A 228-nucleotide genomic window follows, 5' to 3' on the forward strand; every position below is an offset into this window, starting at 1 on the left:
TTCAACCAACAAAATGCGTCTGTTCAACCATTAGACGGTAGCAGTCTCCAAAACCATCAAGTATCAAGCCGATGCCCCTATGGGGTTTATGTACAGAATGCCGAATTGGGCCACCAACCGCGTGTGGGCTCACCCGGAGATTTTTTGATTTCCGCTCTCGTGTATCGGCAAGACTGCCTCCTGCGACAAATCCTCTTTCCACATCAATCCGATAGTCGCTTTTGATTG

The 228-nt window shown here is 48.7% G+C and carries 1 protein-coding gene; it reads right to left on the reverse strand.

The features are described 5' to 3' along the window. Nucleotide 1: 1 nt before the first annotated feature. Nucleotides 2-228 (reverse strand): hypothetical protein (locus tag KVT39_RS37755; RefSeq protein ID WP_217591553.1); only part of this gene is annotated, 227 nt, incomplete at its 5' end.

Source organism: Burkholderia sp. GbtcB21, assembly GCF_019091065.1.
Classification (GTDB): domain Bacteria; phylum Pseudomonadota; class Gammaproteobacteria; order Burkholderiales; family Burkholderiaceae; genus Burkholderia; species Burkholderia pyrrocinia_C.